This is a genomic window from Mesorhizobium sp. M7A.F.Ce.TU.012.03.2.1 (assembly GCF_004006095.1).
Lineage (GTDB): Bacteria > Pseudomonadota > Alphaproteobacteria > Rhizobiales > Rhizobiaceae > Mesorhizobium.
In genome coordinates this window covers 3,491,561-3,505,508 of record NZ_CP034779.1, presented here as the reverse complement: position 1 = coordinate 3,505,508, position 13,948 = coordinate 3,491,561, and the positions used below count along the sequence as shown (strand labels likewise).

General features: G+C 63.0%; 18 protein-coding genes. 9 read left to right on the top strand and 9 right to left on the bottom strand.

All coding sequences use genetic code 11. The features are described 5' to 3' along the window. Positions 1-69: 69 nt before the first annotated feature. From EJ079_RS16985 to EJ079_RS16975, 3 genes are read right to left on the bottom strand one after another with little or no spacing between them, the layout of a single operon-like run. Positions 70-702, bottom strand: coding sequence for a LysE family translocator (locus EJ079_RS16985; protein WP_127809573.1), 633 nt, complete (start codon positions 700-702; stop codon positions 70-72). Between the two features lie 36 nt (positions 703-738). Next, entirely contained in the window at positions 739-1,152 is a 414-nt protein-coding gene (locus EJ079_RS16980) for a hypothetical protein (protein WP_236382885.1), read from the bottom strand. After that, positions 1,145-1,381, bottom strand: coding sequence for a type II toxin-antitoxin system Phd/YefM family antitoxin (locus EJ079_RS16975; RefSeq protein ID WP_023809741.1), 237 nt, complete (start codon positions 1,379-1,381; stop codon positions 1,145-1,147). The genes EJ079_RS16980 and EJ079_RS16975 overlap by 8 nt, the downstream gene beginning before the upstream one ends. 149 nt (positions 1,382-1,530) lie before the next feature. Between EJ079_RS16975 and rfaD the strand changes: the two genes are divergently transcribed. The 3 genes from rfaD to waaC are packed head-to-tail and all read left to right on the top strand — an operon-like array spanning position 1,531 to position 4,465. After that, positions 1,531-2,499 (top strand): ADP-glyceromanno-heptose 6-epimerase, encoded by a 969-nt coding sequence (gene rfaD, locus EJ079_RS16970; RefSeq protein WP_127809572.1) that lies wholly within the window; start codon positions 1,531-1,533, stop codon positions 2,497-2,499. Continuing rightward, positions 2,472-3,479 (top strand): lipopolysaccharide heptosyltransferase II, encoded by a 1,008-nt coding sequence (waaF, locus tag EJ079_RS16965; RefSeq protein WP_127809571.1) that lies wholly within the window; start codon positions 2,472-2,474, stop codon positions 3,477-3,479. Before rfaD ends, waaF begins: the two co-directional genes overlap by 28 nt. Further along, on the top strand, positions 3,476-4,465 hold the full coding sequence (waaC, locus tag EJ079_RS16960) for a lipopolysaccharide heptosyltransferase I (RefSeq protein ID WP_127809570.1): 990 nt from the start codon (positions 3,476-3,478) through the stop codon (positions 4,463-4,465). The genes waaF and waaC overlap by 4 nt, the downstream gene beginning before the upstream one ends. A 242-nt stretch (positions 4,466-4,707) precedes the next feature. Here waaC and greA read toward each other — a convergent pair whose 3' ends face one another. Both greA and EJ079_RS16945 read right to left on the bottom strand, forming a co-directional pair. Then, positions 4,708-5,181 carry a transcription elongation factor GreA gene (gene greA / locus EJ079_RS16950; protein ID WP_013530066.1) on the bottom strand — a complete coding sequence of 158 codons (474 nt, stop codon included), beginning with the start codon at positions 5,179-5,181 and terminating at the stop codon, positions 4,708-4,710. Between the two features lie 271 nt (positions 5,182-5,452). Further along, on the bottom strand, positions 5,453-5,992 hold the full coding sequence (locus tag EJ079_RS16945; RefSeq protein ID WP_127270421.1) for a tetratricopeptide repeat protein: 540 nt from the start codon (positions 5,990-5,992) through the stop codon (positions 5,453-5,455). Positions 5,993-6,133: 141 nt separating this feature from the next. On the opposite strand from EJ079_RS16945, the gene EJ079_RS16940 reads away from it, so the two are divergent. From EJ079_RS16940 to EJ079_RS16930, 3 genes are all read left to right on the top strand, one after another. Continuing rightward, a complete protein-coding gene (locus EJ079_RS16940; protein ID WP_013530064.1) occupies positions 6,134-6,559 on the top strand; it encodes a DUF3775 domain-containing protein in 426 nt (141 codons plus the stop codon). Between the two features lie 186 nt (positions 6,560-6,745). After that, positions 6,746-7,804, top strand: a complete 1,059-nt coding sequence (locus EJ079_RS16935; RefSeq protein ID WP_164873957.1) for an extensin family protein — start codon at positions 6,746-6,748, stop codon at positions 7,802-7,804. 116 nt (positions 7,805-7,920) lie between these two features. Beyond that, positions 7,921-8,727, top strand: coding sequence for an extensin family protein (locus tag EJ079_RS16930; protein ID WP_127396635.1), 807 nt, complete (start codon positions 7,921-7,923; stop codon positions 8,725-8,727). A 12-nt stretch (positions 8,728-8,739) separates the two neighbouring features. Here EJ079_RS16930 and EJ079_RS16925 read toward each other — a convergent pair whose 3' ends face one another. Continuing rightward, complete coding sequence (locus EJ079_RS16925) at positions 8,740-9,453, bottom strand: gamma-glutamylcyclotransferase (RefSeq protein WP_127809568.1); 714 nt, start codon at positions 9,451-9,453, stop codon at positions 8,740-8,742. A 109-nt stretch (positions 9,454-9,562) separates the two neighbouring features. Here EJ079_RS16925 and EJ079_RS16920 point away from each other — a divergent pair, with 109 nt between their 5' ends. Beyond that, entirely contained in the window at positions 9,563-10,270 is a 708-nt protein-coding gene (locus EJ079_RS16920; protein ID WP_127809567.1) for an LssY C-terminal domain-containing protein, read from the top strand. A 12-nt stretch (positions 10,271-10,282) separates the two neighbouring features. Here the strand turns inward: EJ079_RS16920 and EJ079_RS16915 are convergent, their stop codons facing one another. The 3 genes from EJ079_RS16915 to EJ079_RS16910 all read right to left on the bottom strand — a co-directional run bounded on the left by EJ079_RS16915 (position 10,283) and on the right by EJ079_RS16910 (position 11,509). Further along, positions 10,283-10,954 (bottom strand): NAD(P)-dependent alcohol dehydrogenase, encoded by a 672-nt coding sequence (locus tag EJ079_RS16915; protein ID WP_245481683.1) that lies wholly within the window; start codon positions 10,952-10,954, stop codon positions 10,283-10,285. A 9-nt stretch (positions 10,955-10,963) separates the two neighbouring features. Next, the gene (locus tag EJ079_RS34210) at positions 10,964-11,086 is read right to left on the bottom strand and encodes a hypothetical protein (protein ID WP_281040132.1); all 123 of its coding nucleotides are present in this window, start codon (positions 11,084-11,086) and stop codon (positions 10,964-10,966) included. Between the two features lie 195 nt (positions 11,087-11,281). Next, positions 11,282-11,509, bottom strand: a complete 228-nt coding sequence (locus tag EJ079_RS16910; RefSeq protein WP_245481682.1) for a hypothetical protein — start codon at positions 11,507-11,509, stop codon at positions 11,282-11,284. A 127-nt stretch (positions 11,510-11,636) separates the two neighbouring features. Here EJ079_RS16910 and EJ079_RS16905 point away from each other — a divergent pair, with 127 nt between their 5' ends. Beyond that, positions 11,637-12,551: a LysR family transcriptional regulator gene (locus EJ079_RS16905; protein ID WP_127809566.1), complete on the top strand. Its 915-nt coding sequence runs from the start codon at positions 11,637-11,639 to the stop codon at positions 12,549-12,551. A gap of 75 nt (positions 12,552-12,626) precedes the next feature. Beyond that, complete coding sequence (locus EJ079_RS16900) at positions 12,627-13,937, top strand: hemolysin family protein (RefSeq protein WP_127295019.1); 1,311 nt, start codon at positions 12,627-12,629, stop codon at positions 13,935-13,937. The last annotated feature ends 11 nt before the right edge of the window (positions 13,938-13,948 follow it).

Sequence of the window (13,948 nt, the reverse complement as noted above, 5' to 3'; positions counted from 1 at the left end):
GGCGAAAGCCGATATACCGCAAATTCACGCAGCGCAACGGCAGGGCATGATCCCGGCAGGCTCGGGCGGTCAGCTCTTCTGCAGGGCGACATGGACGCCCAGCCCGACCAGCACAGCCCCTCCCGCCCGTTGCATCAGCCGCTGTGCGCGGCTCGAACGCCGCAAACGGCCGATCACGGCGCCCGCCAGGAACACACAGACGATATCGGCCGAAGAGAACATCAGATTGACGATCGTGCCGAGCACGACGAACTGCAGCCAGACCGGAAACGCCGCCGAGGCGTCGATGAATTGCGGCAGGAACGCCATGAAGAAGATCGCTGTCTTCGGATTGAGCACCTCGACGGTGATGCTCTCGAAAAAGGCGCGCCGCGCCGATTTACGCTCGATCGCAGGCAGCGCCGCATCGCCGTCCGCACGCTTGCGAAACAGTGCGACGCCAAGCCAGATCAGATAGAGCGCGCCGACCAGCTTGACCGCCAGGTAGAGCGTCGGCACGGCATGAAACAGCACCGACAGCCCGGCAGCCGCTGCGAAAACATGCACGTAGCCGCCCAGATGGATGCCAAGTGCCGCCGTCAGGCCGGACCAGCGGCCGCGCGCCATCGTCTGCGCGGCGGCATAGAGCATGGCCGGGCCTGGAATGTAGGCGAAAATCGCCGTGGTGGCGAAAAACGCGATGAGCAGTTCGGTCGATGGCATTTTTGGTCCCTCACGATCGTGCTCTGTTCTATCGATTCAGTCCGCGCGCGGGATGGCTTTGGACTGACCCGTGCGGACAACCGCAGTAAAAGCGAACATAATTTTCTTGTGAAATGACGGGCTGAACGCGCCGATTCGCGCACCCGGCTCGAAATAGGCCGACGCTTCCAGGATATCATGATTGTACTCATCGACCATGACCCAAAGGGGCATAGGGTCGAGGCCCGCACGGTGGCGTTCAATTTCCGGGATGCTAACGGCAACGCGATCACGGCCCGGCTGCGTGGAAGTGATTGCAAGGATGAAGAGGTTCGTACCGCCGGCTTTCCCAGGAAGGACAGCCACAAAGGCCACAGGCCGTGACTTCCGGCCTTCGGTCTCGCCGTCTCCGTGTTGGCGATGCCAAAGATATGGATATCGCCAGACGTCCGCAGCGGCGGGTTTAATCACGGTCCAATTCCGCGGCGTACTCCTCGAGCATCTCGACATGTTCGGTCGGGGCATCCTCCGCAGCGTAGACGCGGCGGCTGTCGTTGCCGAAGCGCGCTTCGTAGGCCTCGATGCTCATCAGGACGTATCTCGGCTTGTTGTGGCGAGTGATGGAGACCGGCTGCTGGCTGGCAGCTGCAAGCACATCTCCAAGATTCTGTTTCAGATCGGTCGATGGATAGTTTTTCATGGGATACCCTGTTTTGTCCATAATAGACAAAACAGACAAAACAGACAAGCGCATAAAAGTGGCAGGACAGGCGCATGCACCTGGCTTTGTCGACAGCCCGCCTAGCCTCCCCTATAAGGACCGGAATCGCAAGCAACCAGAGGCCCTTCATGATCATCGTCACGGGCGGCGCCGGCATGATCGGCTCCAACATCGTCGCCGCGCTGAATGCCGAAGGGCATGACGACATCCTCGTCGTCGACGACCTTACCGACGGTCACAAGATCGCCAATCTTGCCGATCTCAAGATCGCCGACTATCTCGACAAGAACGATTTCCTGGACCGCATGGAGGCCGGCTCGCTCGGCCGCATCGAGGCGGTGTTCCACCAGGGCGCCTGCTCGACCACCACCGAATGGAACGGCAAATTCATGATGGAGGTGAATTACGCCTTCTCGAAACGGCTGCTGCATGCAAGCCAGGCGTTGCGCGTGCCTTTCCTTTATGCCTCCTCGGCTTCCGTCTATGGCGGCGGCTCGGAGTTTCGCGAGGATCCCGCGCTCGAGCGGCCGCTCAACGTATACGCCTATTCCAAGAAGCTGTTCGACGACTACGTCAGGCGAACCGTGTTCGCCGGGCGCACCGCCTTCGATACCGACCATTCACCGGTCGTGGGCTTGCGCTACTTCAACGTCTATGGCCCGCGCGAGGCGCACAAGGGCGCCATGGCCTCCGTCGCCTTCCATCTGTTCAACCAGGTCGAGCGAGGCGAGAACCCGAAACTGTTCGGCGCCTATGACGGGTTCGGACCCGGCGAACAAAGCCGTGACTTCATCCATGTCGGCGATGTCGCTGACGTCAATCTGTGGCTGTGGAAACGGGGCTCAAGCGGCATCTTCAATTGCGGCACCGGCCGTGCCCAGCCCTTCCGCGCCATAGCCGAAACGGTGATAGACACGTTGGGGAAAGGAGAGATTGAATTCATCCCCTTTCCCGACCATCTCAAGGGCAGCTACCAGAGCTTTACGCAAGCTGATATGTCCCGTTTGCACGCGGCCGGTTATAACGGCCAATTCCGGACAGTGGAAACCGGTGTCAGAGACTATGTCGAATGGCTGAAAGCCCAACGATCCTCGTGATCGGCCCACGCTGGGTGGGCGACATGGTGATGGCGCAGTGCCTGTTTTCGGCGCTGAAGGAGTTGCATCCCAACGCCGCTGTCGATGTGCTGGCGCCGGCCTGGGCCGCGCCGCTGGTCAAGCGCATGCCCGAAATCCGCCAGCAGATCGACTTTCCGCTCAAACCCGGCGCGCTCGAATTCACCCATCGCCGCCGCTTCGGCCGGCTGCTGCGCGGCCGCTACGACATGGCCTATATCCTGCCGGGCAGCTGGAAGTCGGCGCTGATCCCGTTCTTTGCCCGTATTCCGCGCCGTGTCGGCAATTTACGCGAGATGCGTTACGGCCTGTTGACCGACATTGTGCCGCTGCCCGATGACGTGAAACGACGCACAGCGCAGGCCTATTTCGGTCTCGCCCAGGGCGGCACTTTCCGGGCGCCACGGCTTAGCGTGGACACGAAAAACCAGGTCGACCTGCTCGGCCGTTTCGGCCTGGCGCCGCAGAAATTCGTGGCCCTGATGCCCGGTGCGGAATTCGGCCCGGCCAAGCGCTGGCCCAGCGAAAGCTATGCCGGACTTGCCCGCGATTTCATGGGCAAAGGCTTGAAGGTCGCTCTGTTCGGCTCGAAGAACGACCGCGGCGTGACGGCGGAGATCGCGGCCCTGGCCCCCGGCCTCGTCGATCTCGCCGGACAGACGCGGCTGGAGGACGCCATCGACCTGATATCAGCCGCGAGGCTGGCCGTGTCCAACGACAGCGGGCTGATGCATGTCGCGGCCGCCGTCGGCACGCCGATCGTCGCCGTCTACGGCTCGACCTCGCCTGAGAACACGCCGCCGCTGGGCGAACGCCGCGAGTTGGTCTGGCTTGGCCTGTCGTGCTCGCCCTGCCACCAGAAGGTCTGCCCGCTCGGCCACCTCAACTGCCTGAAGACGCTTGAAGTCGGCCAGGTCGCAGCAGCGGCGGACCGGCTGCTGGACATCCCGGCCGCGGCATGAAGGTGCTGATCGTCAAGACGTCGTCGATGGGCGATGTCATCCACACCTTTCCGGCCGTCGAGGATGCTCGTCGCAACCGCCCGGACCTGTCCTTCGACTGGTGCGTCGAAGAGGCATTTGCCGGTATCGCCACGCTTCACCCGGCGATCGATCGGATCCACACGGTGGCGATCCGGCGCTGGCGCAAGGCGCTGCTCGATAGCGGCACCTGGCGCGAGGCGGCCGCCCTGCGCCGCACCTTGCGCCATTGCCGTTACGACCTCGTCATCGATGCGCAAGGCCTCCTGAAATCGGCTCTGGTGGCAAGGCAGGCCGGCGCCCCCATTGCCGGCTTCGACCGTTCGAGCGCGCGCGAACCTTCTGCGACGCTGTTCTACGATGCCACTTATCCCGTGCCGCGCGACCTGCACGCCATCGAACGGATACGGCGGCTGTTCGGGCTGGCGCTCGGCTATCAGCCCGATCTTTCGACCCTGGACTCCGGCATCGTGCCGCCCGTCGGCACTCTGGCGGGCATCGCCGGAAAAACCGCCTTCCTGCTGCACGGCACCAGCCGCGAAGACAAGAAATGGCCGGCCGAAGACTGGATTGAAACCGCGCGCCTCCTGATTGAGCGGGGGATAACGCCGGTCACGACCTGGTCGAACGAGCGCGAGAAGGCCGTGGCCGAAGCCATTGCCAAGGCAGTGCCATCGACAGTTGTGGTGCCAAAGTCACCGCTGGCCGACATCGCTGCGTTCATCGGCCGCTCGGAACTGGTCATCGGCGCCGACACCGGGCTGACCCATCTCGCCAGCGCCTTCGGCCTGCCAACGGTTGCGGTGTTCCTGGCGACCGAGCCCGGGTTGACGGGTCCGCGCGGGCAATATGCGTCGACGCTTTTGGCAGTGCCCGGGAAGCGTGTGATGCCGGCGGAGGTGGTGGCGGAGGCAGAGAGGCTGGCGGGACTCCAGGTCCTTGGCAAGGCCAACGCTGGCAAGAATTGACGTCAATCGGAAAGGCTGGCGCTGCCCCTCATCCGCCTGCCGGCACCTTCTCCCCGTATAACGACGGGGAGAAGAGAGCTGAACGCAAGGCCAGCGTCTATTCTGCTACGTTGAAAATCGGCGAAATCGTCGATGAGAGCATCTTTCTCCCCGTCACTATACGAGGAGAAATGCCCGGCAGGGCGATGAGGGGCGGCGCAAACCTCAGCTTAAAAATCGCAGCCGCGCCCCCCTCAAATCCCCTAGATGAACTGCACCTGGACGATCTCATATCCCCTGGCACCGCCGGGCGCATTGACTTCGATGGCGTCGCCGACTTCCTTGCCGATGAGCGCACGCGCGATCGGCGAGGAGATCGAGATGCGGCCGGACTTCACGTCCGCCTCCTGGTCGCCGACGATCCGGTAAGTCTTCTTTTCCTCGGTGTCCTCGTCGACCAGCACCACGGTGGCGCCGAACTTGATCTTGTCGCCGCTGAGCTTGCTGACGTCGATCACTTCAGCCCGCGCGATATAATCTTCAAGCTCGTTGACGCGGCCCTCGTTGAGGCTCTGCGCCTCTTTGGCGGCATGATATTCTGCATTTTCGGACAGGTCGCCATGCGAGCGCGCTTCGGAGATCGCCTCGATGATGCGCGGCCGCTCTTCCTGCTGGCGCCAGCGCAGTTCTTCCTTCAATGACGCGAACCCCTCGCCTGTCATCGGGACCTTGTTCATGATGCCTGACCTTTCCTGCTGCCACCCCCGCGTTTCGGGGAAAGCCTTGTCGATGGGTACAAAAAGAAAACGGGTCCGGCAGCCTCGGGCTAACGGAACCGTTTCACCGCAATTTCCCTGAATATAGCAATGTCAGCGGGTTTTTCACGCCCAAAAATCGGTTTTGCTAAAATCATCCCCGTTTTCATCAGCCAAGGCGGTGAATGAGGCTGGGGGCAACAAAAAGCGGCCGCGATCGCTCGCGGCCGCTTGGTAAAGCCCTGGGATCTTTTCAGCTTCTCATGAAATGGTCGATCTGCTCGGCCAGCATGCCATATTCGCGCGAACCCTTGCCGGTCCGCTTCTCGATTTCCATCAGCTGTTGCCGGGCCCCGGCCAGATCACCGATCTGCAGATGCGCCTCGCCGAGATATTCGCGCACCAGCGTGTAGTTCGGATCGATGCGCAGCGCCTCCTCGTAATAGCCGAGGCCGACGGTGACGCGGCCGGAATGGCGGTGCGAATAGCCGAGATAGTTGAGGATGCGCGGATCCTGCTTGTTGGCGGCAAGGCTGAGCACGGCGATCGCCTCGTCATAGCGCCCGGCCATCGCCAACGCGTGGCCGGCATCATAGATGCTGTCGTCGTCGAGCATGCCCTCCTGGGGTGCGACGCACTTTTTCTTCTTCTTGTCCCAGACTTCGCCCTTCTTGCATTGGGTGACCGTCTGATCGCTGCCGCCACTGTCACCGCCGGCGGCGAACACTGGAACGGCAAGGAACTGCAGCGCGACAAGGGCAGTCGCCACCTGGATCAGCACTCTTTTATGCATCGAAGCCTCCTGGAGGGTGAGAATGCAACACTAACGCCGGTCGGCTTGCGTTTCATCCCGGAAAATTGCGTGCGGAGAACATCAGGTGACGGATGCCGCAAATCCGCTATCATCCGGCAAACGACCTGAGGGAGACGGCCCTTGCAGCGGCGGCTTGAAAAGGACTGGGAGCTTTCGATCGGCCCCGACACTGTGCGCCTGTTCATCCTCAAGGCCAAGGCGCTGAGTGCGGCCGTCAATGAAGACTATGCCGATGGCGCCGAGCATGAGGTCGAGCTCGACGGCGAGTCCCATGTCAACCATCACCATGACGGCCTTGCCGAGGAAAGCTCCGAGAATCTGACCGAGGAAGAGCTGCGCGAACTGATCAACGACCTCAATGTCGATGAAGCAGCCGAACTGATCGCGCTGGCCTGGGTCGGTCGCGGCGACTACGACGCCACCGAATGGGCGGACGCGCTGGCGGCCGCGCGCGAACGCGCCAACAAGCGCACCGCAAAATACCTGCTTGGCATGCCGCTGCTCGCCGACTGGCTGGAGGAAGGGCTGGAAGCGATCGGTGCGTAACGGAGCGGTTACCGTTCGTGATGCGGCCGAGGCAACCACCTTGCGTCGGCGCCGTTGACGGCGATGGGGTCGCTTATCTTTTCCCGAACGTTCAGGATCTTGTTCGTCATGGCCGTCACGGCCTTGCTGATGATGCCGGCCGAGGCGAGACATCGCCATCGGCATCACGAGCCGTTGACGCCGAGGATAGAGCAGCCGTTGACTCCACGAGCCGAACAGCGCCTCAAACAGCGAGGCGGAAAGCACCTGAAACCACGAAGACACCGGTCGGTGACGCCGAAGCAGACACAGCAGAAAACGCAGTTGCGGCTGCCCTTGCCTGCCGATGTTCCGGTGCCTGGACCCAATATTCCGGTGCCCGAGCCACGCCCGACGGACACTCCAAAGGCCGACGCAGCAAAGACCGGGGAGCAGAAGAAAGGTCCGAACACCGCCGGCGCGCCCGACCGTAACCCTGAAGAAAAATCCCGCCAGGAAAAGCAGGCACTTCCCGAACCGCCGGTTCCCGAACCCTCAACCGATACGAAAAGCGAGCCGGAACCGCCGGCGGTCGCGCCAACGCCGACGCCAAAACCGGACATCGCGGAGCCCGAGGCTCAGCCGCCCACCGTTGCCCCGCAACCGCCGCAAAAGCCGGCGGACGCGGACGAGAAGAAGATGCTGCCCGATCCGCGCTCGGCCGATCTCCCCGATGAGAAAATGCCAGCCGAGGAAGTCGCCTGCCGCGAACGGCTGAAGACGCTCGGCGTCGAATTCGAAGAACACAAGGCGGAAAGCCAGCCCGAAATCGGCTGTTCGATCCCCTATCCCATCGTGCTGAAGGACCTTGGAAAGTCCGTCGCCATCGGCCCCGGAACCGAGCTCAATTGCAAAATGGCCGAGGCAACGGCGCGTTTTGCCGCCGATGTCATCCAGCCGGCGGCGAAAGCCGAATTCGGTGAGGACCTGAAATCGATCGGCCAGGCATCGGCCTTTGTCTGCCGGCCACGCAACGGCACCCGAGAACTGTCGGAACACGCCTTTGGCAACGCGCTCGACATCGCCAGCTTCACGCTGTCGGACGGCAAGACGATCGAGGTCGGCCCGGCGCCGCCGGAGAAGGACGCCAAATTCCTCAACGCCGTGCGCAAGGCGGCCTGTGGACCCTTCAAGACGGTGCTCGGTCCAGGCGCCGATCCTGATCACTCCCTGCATTTCCATCTCGATCTCGAACCGCGCCGGCATGGCGGCACGTTCTGCCAGTGAGCATGGCTGATCCAGGCCGCGTGCCGCAATTCGGCCGCAGGCATGAACGCGGGCGCTGAGTTTTCCTTTACCCTTGATCGTTAAAATGCCGGATATCCATCAACGGGATTCCGCCAATGGCCGGCAAATTTCGGGCCTTGTTTTTCGCCACCGCGCGCCAGACAAAATATGCAGCAATGCTGACCGCCGGCCTGGCGCTGGCGGCGCTTTCCGCCTGCAACACCGGTAGTGTGCTGTCGCTGCAGCCAGCCGTCGACGTCGGCGCGCAGACGGCTGCCGTGCCGCAATATGCCGGCATGCAGAAGCTTGTCCCTTCCAATCCATACATGACGCAGGCCGCCTATCCGCGCATGGACGAGCCGATGTCGCCCGTCGAGCAGATGCCGGCCAGCGAAACCGACTGCCGGCAGCAATTGAAGCGTCTCGATGTCGCCTACACCGACCTGGCGCCGATCCATGAAGGCCAGTGCGGCATCGATTATCCGGTCAAGGTTTCGGCCATCGGCAACATCCAGATGAAACCCGCGGCAACCCTGACCTGCGACATGGCCGCCACCTTTGCCGGCTGGACGAAGAACGAGCTCGTCCCCTCCGCCCGCTGGCGCTATTTCTCCGACGTCAAGACCATCCACCAGGGCTCCAGCTATTCCTGCCGCAGGATTGCCGGCGAAGGTGTCCTGTCCGAGCATGGCAAGGGAAATGCGCTCGACGTCATGAGCATCGAACTCAACAATGGCGACGACATTGACGTGCGTAAGCCCGGCCTGTTCGCTTTCCGCACCCGCGGCTTCCTCAACAATGTGCGCGCCGACGGCTGCCAGTACTTCACCACCGTGCTCGGCCCCGGCTACAATTACGACCACCGCAACCATTTCCATTTCGACATCAAGAACCGCAAAAACGGTTATCGCGCCTGCCGTTAGGAAGAGATCAGCCTAATCGGCGCCACCGGTTGAAGCGGCGATCTGCCGTGCAACCAAGTCCTGGATGCGCCAGAGATTCCGGTCGCGGATGCCGCTCTCTTCAAGCTTGCTCACGGTCCTGAACAAATACTGCGCCGAAGAGCCCCAATGACCGGCAGCCCGCGCCAGAGTGTCGGCAACCTGCTCCAACGGCAACCGGCCGGCATAGGCGCTGCCGTCCGGCGCGGCGACGAAAGCCAAGGCACGCAGCGGCCCGTCCCTGGTCTTGACCTTGATCCAGCATGGCACGTTGGTTGGCGGGTTGGCATCGATCTCGCGGCGCATCAACTGGCCGAGTTGCCCGAAATGATCTTCCGCGGGCAGCCGATAGACGATGCCGTTGCAGCTGCCGCCTCGATCGAGCGCCAGCATCAGGGCCGGCAAATCGCGGGTTCCGCGCCAGCGGGTCAGTTTCAGGCAAAACGAGCGGTGCCATCCCGGCGCCGTGGCCGGGCGCTGCTCGACATGGGCGAATTCGGGGTTCCAGATCAACGACCCGTAGGCAAAGACCCAAAGCGTCTCGGGACGATGCTGCGATAGCAGCTTGTCGACCAGGCCATCGAACTCCGCATCGGTGTGCTCGCTGGTTCCGGGCTCTGGCCCGGGATCAGGCTCGACACGCTCAACTTGCGCGACAAGCTCGGCGGTCAACGCCATTGGCTTGCGGCCTGCCAGCTTCCGCTCCATTGCTGCCCCCGCGAGGAAACGATGCCCACGATAGACCGGCGGCGCGCTGCTGGCCATTGATTTCCAGGGTCCGTCAGGCAACAGATACCGCACGGATCGGGCGGCGTTCATGAGCCAGCGAAGTTTTCGGCGACGCGTTGCAATCTGGGTGGCGACCTTGCTGGCCGCCTATCTGGCGCTCGCCTATTTCGCCGCACCGGAATTCTGGACGTTCCGCGATCGCGGCTTTCGCAAGCACAGCTTCGAGATGGTGACGCACACGCCACAAGGCATTCCGGGCGATCCCATCAATGTCGGTCTTGTCGGTACGCGAAAGGAAGTAGTGCACGCCTTCGCCGTCGCCGGCTGGGACACCGCCGACGCCGTGACCCTGAAGACCGCGATCGAGATTGGTGAAAGCGTGCTGTTCGACCACCCCTACCCCGATGCGCCGGTCAGCAGGCTGCTGTTCGATGGCCGCGCCCAGGATCTCGCCTTCGAGAAGCCGGAGGGCCTCAGCGCCGACCGCCGGCATCATGTCCGCTTCTGGCAGACCGATGCAAGCGGCGACGATGGCCGGCCGCTGTGGCTGGGCTCGGCCAGCTTCGATCGCAGCGTCGGCCTCAGCCACGACACCGGCGCCGTCACCCACCATATCGGCCCCGACATCGACGCCGAGCGCGATTTCCTGATGCGCGACCTGGCCACCGCCGGCACGCTGATCTCGACCAGCGATATATCGGGCGTCGGCGCCACCAGTACGGGACGCAATGGCGGCGGCGATCCCTATTTCACGGATGGCGAGGCAATTGTCGGCGTGTTGAAGCAGTTGCCCTGACCATCGCAAAAGTCAGTTCGTGGTGATCACGATCTTGCCGAACGGCCCTTTCTCCAGATGCTGCAAGGCTTGCGGCACCTCGTCGAAGCCAAAGAGCTTGTCGATGACCGGCTTGATCGCCAGCGCCTCGATCGCCTGATTCATACGTTCGAAGGCGCGGCGATGGCCAACCGACAGGCCCTGCACGGTGATGCGGTTGCGCATGAAGGGCATGATAGGGAAGCTGAGCTCCATCGCGCCCAACAGGCCGATGATCGACAGCCGACCGTCGGCGGCAAGCGCATTCAGCGATCGCCGTGCATTATCGCCGCCGACCATTTCCAGCACGTGGTTGACGCCCAGCCCATTCGTCAGCTCACGCACGGCCTCATCCCAGGCCGGTTGCGTGCGGTAGTTGATCCCTTGCCAGGCGCCGAGCTTTCTCGCCCGCTCAAGCTTTTCATCGCTGCTTGAGGTGACGATGGCGCGCAGGCCGAACGCGGTGGCGAACTGCAGCGCAAACAGCGACACGCCGCCGGTGCCCTGGATCAGAATGGTCTGGCCCGGCACCGGTCTGGTCGCTTCCGCCATGGCGAACCAGGCTGTCAGCGCCGCGATCGGCAATGTCGCGGCCTCGATGTCGCCGAGCGATGGCGGCGCCAGCACCGCGGCGTCCTCGCCGAAGATGACATGGTCGGAAAGCATTCCCGACAGCTACGAGCCCAGCGTGTGCTTATGCAGCACCGGCGGTGCGTCGCCATCCGGCCAATCGGCGATCACCTGGCCGAGCACGCGCTGGCCGACCTGAAAGCGGCTGACCGCACTGCCGACGGCCACCACTTCACCTGTCCGAACCGGATAGATAGGTAACAGAATGGACTGATTAGATGGGTGACAGTTTTCTTGTCCGCCGGGAGGACCGGCGATGGTTTGGCGAGAGACTGGCATCCAACCCAACCGCTTGGCGCTGCCGCGAACCCATCATAAGGGGGAAAACTGTTACCTATCTATCCGGTTCAAACTGTTACCCATCTATCGGCTGGACACACCCACCGCGTCGGATGTCGGCACGAAGGGAAAGGCAAGGTCGGGGATCAGCACGCCGTCTACGATCATCTTATCCTTGTAGTTGAGCGACACGGCCTTGGTCCGCACCAGCAAATCGTGCGGCCCTGGCCCGGGCACCTTGCCTTCCACCTGGCTTAGCCTCGACAGGCCAAAACCGCTCATCTGCCAGGATCTGTTGATTGGGGTGCTCATGTCGTGTCGCGCTCCGTGCGTTGATGCCAGGCGAGACATTTATGCCTTTCGACTATAGAAAATAGTGCTTCGGTGTGGTATAATTTGACACTGATTGCGGATCAAAAGTCGACAATAGGAAATCGCCATGGAAACGGCCGACCTGCAAGGCATCGTCGCGTTTGTACAGGCGGTGGAGGCCGGCAGCTTCACCAGCGCCGGCGAGCGGCTGCATGTGACGAAGTCGGCGATCGGCAAATCGATCGCGCAGCTGGAGCAGAGACTCGGCGTTCGCTTGCTGAACCGCACCACCCGCAGCCTCAGCCCGACCAGCGAAGGCGTCAGCTATTATGAAGCCTGCGTCCGGGCCCTTGCCGAGATCGAAGCCGCACAGTCGCTGCTTGCCTCGCGCCGTCAGGTCCCGTCTGGCCGGCTTCGGATCGACGTGCCGCTGGCCTTCGGCCGACGCTGCGTCGCCCCCGTGCTGTTCGAGATTTCGAGGAAATTTCCGGACCTGACGGTGGAAGTCTCCTTCAATGACCGCCGCGTCGACCTGATCGAGGAGGGCATCGACCTGGCGATCCGCATGGGCGAACTCGACGACAGCCTGTCGCTTGCGGCCAGGCGCCTCTACGCCCAGCGCTCGGCCATATGCGCGGCTCCCGACTATCTCGACAGGCATGGCCGGCCGCAATCGGTCGAGGATCTCGCCGATCACAGCGTCATTGGCTACGGTCGCGAGGGCATCGTCCGGCCCTGGGTGATCAGGCATTCCGACGGCCATCTCGCAACCTTCATGCCCAAGGCGCGACTCGTTCTCGGCCATGGCGACCCGATGCTGGATGCAGCGCTCGCCGGCTGCGGCATCGCCTTCCTGCCGACATGGCTGGCCGCCGACAGCCTCAAAAGCGGCGATCTCGAAATGGTGCTGTCGGACTGCCTGGTCGAGAACATCGTCGTGCATGCCGTCTGGCCGGTAACGCGCGCGCTCACGCCAAAGGTACGGGTTGTCGTCGACGCCCTCGTCGAACATTTTTCGACGCCGCCCTGGGATGCCGCGTGACCGAAATGCCGGTCATTTCTCAAAAATCACGTCGGACTATTTTCGAAGACCGCGCCGCAATGCTATTGACCGCTCATGTTATACGTAGAAATCGCTATCGTGGTCGTCCTCATCTGTGTGAACGGCCTTCTGTCGATGTCCGAACTTGCCATCGTCTCGTCGCGACCGGCCCGCCTGAAAGCGATGATCGACCGCGGCATCAATGGCGCCGGCCGCGCGCTCGAGTTGGGTTCCAATCCCGGCAAGTTCCTGTCCTCGGTGCAGATCGGCATCACCCTGGTCGGCGTCCTCTCCGGCGCCTTTTCCGGCGCCACGCTCGGCGAACGGCTGGCGCAGTTCCTGGCCTCGACCGGCATCCGCGAGACCGTCGCCGATCCGCTCGGCGTCGGCATCGTCGTCGCCATCATCACCTATTTCTCGCTGATCGTCGGCGAACTGGTGCCAAAGCAGATCGCGTTGCGTGACCCCGAGCGGGTCGCCGCCAGGGTCGCTCCGGCAATGACCATCCTCGCCACCGTCTCGGCGCCGCTGGTCTTCCTGCTCGATTTCTCCGGCCGCACCATCCTGTGGCTGCTCGGCCAGCGCGGCGAAAGCGAGGAGAAGGTCACCGATGAGGAGATCAAGATGCTGGTCGCCGAGGCCGAGCATCACGGCACCATCGAATCCGACGAGCGGCGCATGATCGCCGGCGTCATGCGGCTTGGCGACCGCGCCGTGCGCGCGGTGATGACGCCGCGCACCGAAGTCGACTGGATCAATCTGCAATCCGACGAGGCGGCCATCCGCAAGCTGCTCATGGAAACCCAGCATTCGCGCCTGCCGGCAGGCGACGGCGGCGTCGACGTCATGGTCGGCGTCGTCCAGACGCGTGACGTGCTGGCCGCGTTGCTTGCCGGCCGCGTTCTCGACCCGCGCAGGCATGTGCGCGCAGCCCCCATCGTCTACGACCAGGCCGACGCGCTGGATGTGCTGCAGAAGCTGAAAGAATCCGACGTGCCGATGGCGCTGGTGCATGACGAATACGGCCATTTCGAAGGCATCGTCACCCCGGCCGACATTCTGGAAGCCATCACCGGCGTGTTCCGCGCCGACACCGACGCCGGCGATGAGGAAAACGCGGTCAAGCGCGAGGACGGCTCGTGGCTGCTCGCCGGCTACATGCAGGCCGACGAGATGGCCGACATTCTCGGCATCGACCTGCCGGAAAACCGCGATTACGAAACCGTCGCCGGTTATGTGCTGTCGCACATGCATCATCTGCCGGCGACCGGCGAATGCGTCGACGCGCAGGGCTGGCGCTTCGAGGTGGTCGATCTCGACGGCCGCCGCATCGACAAGCTGATCGCCACCCGCCTGCCCGGCGCCCACCGCGAGGCGGTGCGCTGACATGTTCGAAT